The 410-nt window shown below is 63.2% G+C and carries 1 protein-coding gene; it reads right to left on the bottom strand.

The annotated features are described in order from the left end of the window. A partial coding sequence (gene hpf, locus C6558_RS39290) for a ribosome hibernation-promoting factor, HPF/YfiA family (RefSeq protein ID WP_107028859.1) occupies nucleotides 1-304 on the bottom strand: 304 nt, incomplete at its 3' end. Between the last annotated feature and the right edge of the window lie 106 nt (nucleotides 305-410).

Genomic DNA, 410 nt, shown 5'->3' with positions numbered 1-410 from the left:
CCTTGCGGCGATCACGCAGACGACGCAGGCGCTCCAGCAGCTTGCCGAAGGCGGTGTCGAAGGCGGCGAACTTGTCATCGGCCTTGGACTCCGCGCGAATGACCTTGCCCTTGTCCACCACGGTGAGCTCGACGGTCACGTTGCCCTCGGAGTGCCGGTGATGGGCCTCCTTCACCACCTTGATCTCCAGCCGCTGAGCACGAGTGGAGAGCTGCTCGATCTTGTCGAACTTCTCTTCGGCGTACTCCCGGAAACGGTCCGGGATGGCGATGTTGCGGGCAACGTAGTTGACGTCCATGGTCATTGTGTCCTCCTTGGCGCCTGTCGGCTCTCGAAGAATCCCAACCCGTGCGGGCCGGCACTGAGCCGGTGCTTAACGCACGACGGCGGCTGGAAGAAGTCCTCCTTCC

Origin of the sequence: Ensifer sp. NM-2, assembly GCF_003024455.1 — a bacterium.
In the GTDB taxonomy this organism is placed as follows: domain Bacteria; phylum Pseudomonadota; class Alphaproteobacteria; order Rhizobiales; family Rhizobiaceae; genus Ensifer; species Ensifer canadensis.
Note: the sequence above shows the minus strand (reverse complement) of the source record. Positions and strands in the feature narration are given on the sequence as shown.